This window comes from uncultured Novosphingobium sp., from assembly GCF_964277725.1.
Taxonomy (GTDB): domain Bacteria; phylum Pseudomonadota; class Alphaproteobacteria; order Sphingomonadales; family Sphingomonadaceae; genus Novosphingobium; species Novosphingobium fluoreni.
Genome location: NZ_CAXYKL010000098.1, coordinates 1 through 8,115 on the forward strand (window position 1 = coordinate 1; position 8,115 = coordinate 8,115).

The following is an 8,115-nucleotide window of genomic DNA, read 5'->3' on the forward strand; positions in this document are numbered from 1 at the left end:
TCCGGGCAGCCAGAGGAATCGACCTGCGCCAGGTGCGCGCGAACCGGACGCGCAAGTCGGTGGGCGGAGAACGCACCTTCAACGAAAACATCGTCGATCCCGACATGCTGCGCGAAACGATGGACCACATCGTCGACATCGTGTGGGAACGGATAGAGCGTTCAGGCGCGCAAGGCCGAACGGTGACGCTGAAGTTGCGCTATGCCGACTTTCGCACCCTCACCCGCGCCCGCTCGGTCAGCCCGCGTGTACCCGATAAGCCGACATTCGCGCGGCTCGGCCATGCCTTGCTGGAAGAACTGATGCCCCTGCCCCAACCGGTGCGCCTCATGGGGCTGACGTTGTCCTCCCTGGATGCCAAACCGCGAGAGCCGGGCATCGTGGCCAAGGACGGTCAGCTGACGCTGTTGTAGGCGTTATAAGCCGCGATCCAGCCCGCCAGTCCCTGACGCACGGCAGGCATGATATCGTCAGGCAGCGCCTGGGTATCGCACCAGCGCACCGCATCAACCTCACGCCTATTCGGCCGGGGCGCTCCCTGCACCCCACCGACCACGACGTGAACCACGTTGTAGGCGCCCATCGGCCGCTCCAGCAATTGCGCCACTTTGCGAGCGTCATCCAGGCGGCACCCGGTTTCCTCCCGCAGTTCACGGCGAGCCGTGTCGACCGGGTCCTCGCCTCTTGAGATGCTACCGCCGGGCAAGGTCCAGTGGCTTGCGCCGTAGGACTGGCGGATCATCAAGACCCGCCCTTGCGCGTCCAGCGCCACGATCCGGCAACCGGAGATCGTGGGGCGCAACGTGCGCCACCACAACGATCGAGCCCAATACGCGAGGCGATAGAGCCTGCGGTGCAACGTCGGCGGGATCAGGCGAAGCATGTCAGGGTCTTTAAAGCGGCGATTGGCGTGCCATGCGAATCTTCGGCATTAGAGGCCCCTGAGGCACTCTCACCGCTCGCTCAGGCGAGCGGCGAGAGCACGGATCATCAGGCCAGGATTTCGCGCAGGAACCAGGCGCGGGTTTCGGCCTGGTCGGTCCAATCGTCGACCAAGCTGTCTGTCGCATTGTCTCCGGCTTCGCTGGCGGCGGCCTTCACTTCGCGCAGCTTCGCGATGTAGGTGTCGTTATCGTCAGCCAGTTCCTTCACCATCTTCATCGGATCGAGCTTAGTGTTGTCCTGATCCTTGATCTGGGTCTTTTCGGCGATCGAGCCGGGGCTGGTCAGGGTATAGCCGTTCCGCTTGCGCACGCGCTCCGCGATGGCGTCGGTGATGCCGAAAATCTCGGTCGCCTGGCTATCGAACAGCAGGTGCAGATCGTGGAAGTGCGGGCCGCGCACGTGCCAGTGGAAGTTCTTCGTCTTGATGTAGAGCGCGAAGGTATCGGCGAGCAGGCCGTTCAAGCTGTCAATCAGCGCGGCCTCTGCGTTGGTGGTCATCGGATTTAGGCTCCATGCTTTGTGAAAATCATGACCGGCACAACGGACAAATCCGGGAACCGTTTCGTGGCGCACCCGCAATTACACATTGCCCCTTGAGGCGAGAAACATGGTCACCGCGACGAGCAGAAGCAAGCCACCAACGACGCGGCGCGCGATGCGGATCGCCAAGGTGTTGAACGCAGCGGGAAAAGCATTTGCCGATCCGACGAGAACCAGCGCCGCAAGCCCCCCACCCAGCCCGGCCGCCAGCGGGGCACTCATTCCCACTGCCAATCCGAACAAGGTGAAGCGCGCGGCATCGGTGATTTGGTGCGCAATTAGCACTAGCGCCAGGGCACCCAGCGAATGCGTCGGCTCGCGAAAGGTCTTGCGCGGCGAAAGGATCAGGGATTCCAAACCCGCCAGCCCCAGCGCGATCGCCATAAGGATCGGACGCGCGGGCACCGGCAGCGTCACCAGCACCACCGAAGCGGCATAGGCAGCCAGGGCCGAAGAGATCGCTGCAAGCACCAGCGAGGTGACAAGCACGCCGAAACGCGGCCCTTGCACGCGGACCAGCCCGGCGATCGTCATCTGATCGCGCGCGGCGATGCCGGAAAACAGCACCGCCAGGAAAGTGAGATAGAATGCCCCCATCGCAAGGGGCAGCATGGCGGCTATGCGCCGTCAATTCAACCACGCGGCGGAACCCACGCGCGCCCGAGCCGTTCGGAAGCGAAATGTCCACGAGCTTTGCTGCTTGGGCAAACCGGACGCCGCCGCGCGATCGGGCTCGATACGGAAAAAAGAAGGCTTCATGACCATCGCGATTTCATCCCGCTCGCCGGAGCGCGAAGAAGCCGGAGCCTTGCCGGGCTTCGCACCGCTGCGCGCCCCCTTGCCGCTGGGGCAGGGCAGCGACGACATCGCGCTGTTTCTCGATTTCGATGGAACGCTGGTCGAGATCGCCGACCATCCTGAGGATGTGATCGTGCCCACCGGTTTGCCAAAGCTGCTTCTGGCACTGAACGAGGAGCTGGAAGGCCGCCTTGCCCTCGTCAGCGGGCGCGCCCTGAAGACGCTGGACCGCTTGCTTGACGGCGTGGATGTGGCGATGGCCGGCTCGCACGGCGGTGAGTTTCGACCTGCCGGCAAGAAGGAAACGCAGGCGCTAGCCGCCCCTTTGCCGCAGCCGATCTGCCAAGCGCTCCAGGACTTTGCCCAGGAACAGGGCGGACTGGTGTTCGAAGCCAAGCCGTTCAGCGCCGCGATCCACTATCGCGATCGGCCCGCGCTGGGCGATACGATCTACGCTTTCGCCACCGCGCTGGCTGCGGACAATGGCCTGATCGTGAAGCACGGCAAGATGGTGGTGGAACTGACGATGCCGGGATCGGACAAGGGCCATGCCGTCACCCGGTTCATGCAGCAGGCCCCGTTCCTTGGCAGCCGCCCGCTGTTCTTGGGTGACGATGTGACCGACGAAGACGCTTTCGCGGCGCTGGCGCCTTTCGGTGGAAGCGGCATACTGGTCGGCCCACCGCGAGAGACTTGCGCTACGTGGCGGCTTGAGGATGTTGGCGCGGTGCATCGCTGGCTGGAGGACGCAATTTGAACATGCCGATTTCGCAGGCCGAAACGCCCTCCTCCTCCCTGGAGCTATGGCCTATCGGAAACTGTCAGGTGTCCGGCCTGATCGACCAGAGTGGCGCCTTGGTATGGGGCTGCATCCCGCGGGTCGATGGCGACCCGACCTTCTGCGCGTTGCTACGCGGCGACGCGGGGCAGGACCTTGGCACCTGGCGCTTCACCCTGGAGAACCAGACGAAGGTCACCCAGGAATACGTGCGCAACACGCCGATCCTGCGCACCCGGCTGGAGGATGCCAGCGGCGGCGCGGTCGACATCTTTGATTTCTGCCCCCGGTTCGAACGGCAAGGCCGCATGTACCGCCCGGTCGCCTACGCCCGGATCGTTCGCCCGGTTTCAGGCTCTCCGCGCATTCAAGTCACGCTGACGCCGATGAACGGCTATGGCGCGAGCATGGCGCCGATCACCCACGGCTCCAACCACATCCGCTACCTCAACGATCGCCACGCGCTGCGCCTTACCACCAACGCGGCGGTGGGGTACGTGCTGGACGAGCGCTACTTTCGCATCGAGCGTGAGCTGGCCTTCTTCCTCGGCCCCGACGAGCCGTTCGGCGGCAACATCAGCCATGAGCTGGACGCGATGCTGCGGCACACCGAAAGCTACTGGCAATTGTGGGTCCGCGGCCTGGCCACGCCGATCGACTGGCAGGAGGCCGTCATCCGCGCCGCCATCACCCTGAAGCTGTGCCAGCATGAGGAAACCGGCGCGATCGTGGCCGCACTGACCACGTCTATCCCCGAAGCACCCAACTCCCAACGCAACTGGGACTATCGCTACTGCTGGATCAGGGATTCGTATTACACCGTCCAGGCGCTCAATCGCCTGGGTGCGCTGGACGTGCTGGAAAAGTACCTCTCGTACTTGCGCAATCTGGTGGACGATTCCCACGCCGGCGTGATCCAGCCGTTGTATTCGGTGAGCGGCGCGAAAGAGATCATCGAGTGGGAAGCGGATGCCCTTCCCGGCTATCGCGGCATGGGCCCGGTTCGCATCGGCAACGCGGCGTACTATCAGATCCAGAACGACGTCTACGGCCAGATCATCATCCCCAACATCCAGGCTTTTTCAGACCACCGCCTGTTGCGCATGGCCAACAAGGACGATTTCACCAGCTTGGAAAAGGTGGGCGAACTCGCCTGGAAGATGCACGATCAACCGGACGCCGGCTTGTGGGAGCTGCGCACCCGTACCGCCGTCCACACCTATTCCTCGGTTATGAGCTGGGCGGCTTGCGATCGCCTGGCCAATGCCGCTGAAGTGCTGGGCCTGGGAGATCGCCACAAGGTCTGGAAAGAGCGCGCCGATACCGTGCGCAAGAATATTGATGCGGGTGCCTGGTACGAGGACGGCGGCCACTACGCCGCCAGCTTCGGAGGCAAGGAGCTGGACGCCAGCCTGCTCCAGCTGGTTGAGCTGAACTACGTCACGGCCGACGATCCACGCTTCCAGGCGACGCTGAAGGCGGTGGAAACCAACTTGCGCCGGGGCGAGCATATGCTGCGCTACGCGAACGAGGATGACTTCGGGCTACCCGAAACGGCCTTCAACATCTGCACGTTTTGGCTGATCGAGGCGCTGCACATGGACGGGCGCGACGAGGAAGCGCGCCATATTTTCGAAGCTATGCTGGCGCACCGTACCCGGTCCGGCCTGCTTTCAGAGGACATGGACTTCGAGACGAGCGAGCTTTGGGGGAACTTTCCGCAGACTTATTCGCTAGTTGGGATAATTAACTGCGCCGGGCTTTTATCCAGGTCCTGGCGCGATTGGCGTTAGGCTGCAAACCCGACGCCACAATGCACCCGTGATCGCCGCCGTGGTCACGGGGCGCATAAGGGGCTGGGAATGAGCAGGCTGATCGTCGTGTCGAACCGGGTTTCGGTTCCGCAAGCCATGGGGGCCGCAGGAGCCCAGGGCGGACTTGCGGTTGCTTTGGGCGCGGCCCTTCGGGAGAATCGCGGCATCTGGTTTGGCTGGTCCGGCAAGGAGACTGACAGCTTTACCGGCCACCTGGACATGCAGCGCAATTTCGGGGTGACCACCGCCACGATCGACCTCGAACCGCAGGATGTGGACGAGTACTACAACGGCTATGCCAACCGCACCTTGTGGCCGCTGTTCCACTATCGCATCGATCTGACCGAGTACGATCGCAGCTTTGGCGAAAGCTATGTCCGCGTAAATCAGCGCTTCGCCGAATCCGTGATCCCGCTGATCGAGCCGGAGGACTTGGTCTGGGTCCACGATTATCACCTGCTGCCGTTGGGATCGATGTTGCGCGAAAAGGGCGTGACCAACCGGATCGGCCTGTTCTTGCACATCCCCTGGCCGCCGACGCGGCTGTTCGTCTCCCTCCCCAACCACGAACAGCTGGTGGCCTCGATGCTCCAGTATGATCTCATCGGCTTCCAGACCGAAGAGTGGCTCGACAGCTTCATTCACTACATCAAGAAGGAAATGGGGCTTAAGGTCGCTAAGGACGGGACGATCGAGTACCAGGGCCGCCGCATCGTCGCCCGCGCCTTTCCCATCGGCATCGATTATGACGAGTTTCTCGAAGCATCGCGCAGCGCGGACGCGATCGGCGCTTACGATCGACTGAAGAACAGTCTGGGCGGCAACCGCAAGATGCTGATCGGGGTAGATCGACTGGACTACTCGAAGGGCTTGGGCGAACGGTTCGACAGCTTCGACCGCTTCCTGACCGACAATCCGGACATGGCGAAGGATGTGGTGCTGCTGCAGATCGCGCCACCATCGCGGGGCGACGTTTCCAGCTATCAGCTGATCCGCCACGATCTGGAACGCAAGGCGGGGCATATCAACGGAGCCCATGCCGATGTCGCCTGGGTGCCGATCCGCTATGTCAACCGCGGCTACCCGCGCTCGGAACTGGCAGGCTTCTACCGGGCGGCGGACATCGGTCTCGTCACGCCGTTACGCGATGGCATGAACCTGGTCGCGAAAGAGTACGTCGCTGCGCAGGACGAGGAAGACCCAGGCGTACTCATCCTGTCCCGCTTTGCCGGTGCCGCCCCGCAAATGCAGGACACCGTGCTGGTGAACCCCCACAGCCCCGAGGAAGTGAGCGACGCGATCAAGCAGGCCTTGGCCATGCCTCTGGAAGAACGTCGCCGACGCCACCAAGCCCTGCTTGCCTCCGTTCGCGACGAAGACGTGGTGCGTTGGCGCGAGCACTTCGTGCAGGCGTTGCAAGGCAAGGGGGCGGACGATCATTCGACAGCAGGAAACGCTTCGCCGCAAAAAGTTCCTGTAAAAACTGAATGAAGTGCAACCGTTTCGACACACAGGACGTTCACTGGTCGCTTCGTCCCATCCGTTAAGGTCGAACACTCCGGAAAGGGTGTTCCGCTTCATCGCTTGGGACATTCTGGTAACCGGGAGTGGCCCGTTGCGGGCCGGTATGATCGATGACCATCTACGGCGAATGTATCGGTGCGCGTGATCGCCTTCCCGTCACCATCTCTCTTCTGGACGGGCACGAATGCCAGTTGGAAGTCCCGGTCGAGGCCTGCAAAATCGAAGGCGTGATGGACTTGTGGATCGGCGCGATCGGACCCCTTCCGGTCATGGCCGAAACCAGCGGCGAACGTCGGTATCGCGCCCGTTTCCGCGAGCCGCTGGATGATCGGATCATCGCCCACTTTGCCCAGGCTTGATTGGGTACGATAGGGCGTCTTGCCCTTCCGCTAGTCAAATTCTCTTGCGTAATGCTTGACAATCGGCATGGTCTTTCATGTGCCGAAGGCGGTGTTTAGCCGGCTTGAAGCGTAACATTATTTCTCACGACTGGCGGTTCTGCCTTGTCGCCGGGGCTTACGATAAGATTGACGCTGACGCCGTGACATTTGACAAATCTTCCCGCGGCGCCGCGCCAACGTCGGCGCGCCTGCATTCATGACCGAAATCTATTACTCGCTGGCTGGGGCCCTCGTTGGCTTCCTGGTGGGGCTGACCGGCGTCGGCGGTGGCTCGTTGATGGCACCGATTTTGGTGCTGGGCTTCGGTTTCGCCCCGTCACTGGCCGTGGGAACCGACCTCTGGTTCGCCACGCTGACCAAATGCGTTGGCGGCGCGGTGCACCGCCGGGTCGGCTCTCCGGACTGGAAGGTCATCGGGCGGCTGGCGATGGGCAGCGTCCCCGCGGCAATCCTGACGCTGATGTTCCTGGCGAATGTCGAAGGCGGAAAGCTGAACTCCGCCGTGCTCATGAAGCTGCTTGGTGTGATGCTCGTTATTACCGCCGTGCTGGTGCCGGTAAAGCATATCATCCATGCCCCCGTCACCAAACTTCGTGGATTGCTAGGGGAGCGGCTGGCCATCACCCAACTGGTCATGACGATCGCGGCTGGTGCCATTGTCGGCGTGCTGGTCACGCTCACGTCGATTGGAGCAGGCGCACTGGTCGCGGTGACGCTGATGTTCCTTTATCCGCTACGGCTCAGCGCCAAATCGCTGGTGGGAACGGATATCGTCCATGCCATTCCCCTCGCCCTCATCGCTGCCATCGGCCACTCGTGGTTGGGCAACGTCAATTGGGAACTGCTGGGCATGCTGCTGATCGGATCGATCCCCGGCGTCATCGTCGGCTCGCTCGCCGCAGGTAAAGTCAGCGAAACCGGGGTCCGTCTGGCATTGGCCGGGATGCTCGCATTTTCCGGCATCAAGATGCTGGCGGCCTGACCCCCGATCCGGATCGATCGCGCCGCGCACCCTGTTGCCAATCGCACTGCGGCGCAACATAAGCAGCGACGGCGCATGGGGACGCCGGGCTTACAGGCGGATTGAGCGATGACCGAGGCGAACAGACCACCCGTGCTGGTGACCGGCGGCGCGGGTTATATCGGCAGCCATGCGGTGCTGGCGCTGGTCGATCGGGGCTGGCCGGTCTGTGTTGTCGATAATCTCACCACCGGGTTTCGATTTGCCATCCCCGAAGGCATTACGCTGTACGAAGGCGATATCGAGGACGCAGCCCTTCTGGCCCGCATCTTCGCCGAACAGAAAGTCGGCGCG

Annotated in this window: 9 protein-coding genes and 1 pseudogene; 7 read left to right on the top strand and 3 right to left on the bottom strand. The window is 62.7% G+C overall.

The window, feature by feature from the left end; genetic code table 11:
- Positions 1-413: pseudogene (locus ACHWRX_RS05575) on the top strand (DNA polymerase IV); the annotation flags it as partial.
- On the opposite strand, the gene ACHWRX_RS05580 reads toward ACHWRX_RS05575, so the two are convergent.
- From ACHWRX_RS05580 to ACHWRX_RS05590, 3 genes are all read right to left on the bottom strand, one after another.
- A complete protein-coding gene (locus ACHWRX_RS05580) occupies positions 395-883 on the bottom strand; it encodes an NUDIX hydrolase (RefSeq protein WP_394658404.1) in 489 nt (162 codons plus the stop codon). The pseudogene ACHWRX_RS05575 and the gene ACHWRX_RS05580 overlap by 19 nt on opposite strands.
- A gap of 107 nt (positions 884-990) precedes the next feature.
- A complete protein-coding gene (locus ACHWRX_RS05585; protein WP_183617185.1) occupies positions 991-1,443 on the bottom strand; it encodes a Dps family protein in 453 nt (150 codons plus the stop codon).
- An 81-nt stretch (positions 1,444-1,524) separates the two neighbouring features.
- Entirely contained in the window at positions 1,525-2,097 is a 573-nt protein-coding gene (locus ACHWRX_RS05590; protein ID WP_394658405.1) for a hypothetical protein, read from the bottom strand.
- A 145-nt stretch (positions 2,098-2,242) separates the two neighbouring features.
- Between ACHWRX_RS05590 and otsB the strand changes: the two genes are divergently transcribed.
- From otsB to ACHWRX_RS05620, 6 genes are all read left to right on the top strand, one after another.
- On the top strand, positions 2,243-3,040 hold the full coding sequence (otsB, locus tag ACHWRX_RS05595) for a trehalose-phosphatase (protein WP_394658406.1): 798 nt from the start codon (positions 2,243-2,245) through the stop codon (positions 3,038-3,040).
- Positions 3,041-3,042: 2 nt separating this feature from the next.
- The gene (locus ACHWRX_RS05600; RefSeq protein ID WP_394658407.1) at positions 3,043-4,854 is read left to right on the top strand and encodes a glycoside hydrolase family 15 protein; all 1,812 of its coding nucleotides are present in this window, start codon (positions 3,043-3,045) and stop codon (positions 4,852-4,854) included.
- Positions 4,855-4,923: 69 nt separating this feature from the next.
- Entirely contained in the window at positions 4,924-6,366 is a 1,443-nt protein-coding gene (gene otsA / locus ACHWRX_RS05605) for an alpha,alpha-trehalose-phosphate synthase (UDP-forming) (RefSeq protein WP_394658408.1), read from the top strand.
- Between the two features lie 143 nt (positions 6,367-6,509).
- Complete coding sequence (locus ACHWRX_RS05610; RefSeq protein ID WP_394658409.1) at positions 6,510-6,758, top strand: hypothetical protein; 249 nt, start codon at positions 6,510-6,512, stop codon at positions 6,756-6,758.
- A 238-nt stretch (positions 6,759-6,996) separates the two neighbouring features.
- Positions 6,997-7,782 (top strand): sulfite exporter TauE/SafE family protein, encoded by a 786-nt coding sequence (locus ACHWRX_RS05615; RefSeq protein ID WP_394658410.1) that lies wholly within the window; start codon positions 6,997-6,999, stop codon positions 7,780-7,782.
- 108 nt (positions 7,783-7,890) lie between these two features.
- The coding region (locus ACHWRX_RS05620; RefSeq protein ID WP_394658411.1) for an NAD-dependent epimerase/dehydratase family protein at positions 7,891-8,115 on the top strand (225 nt) is incomplete at its 3' end.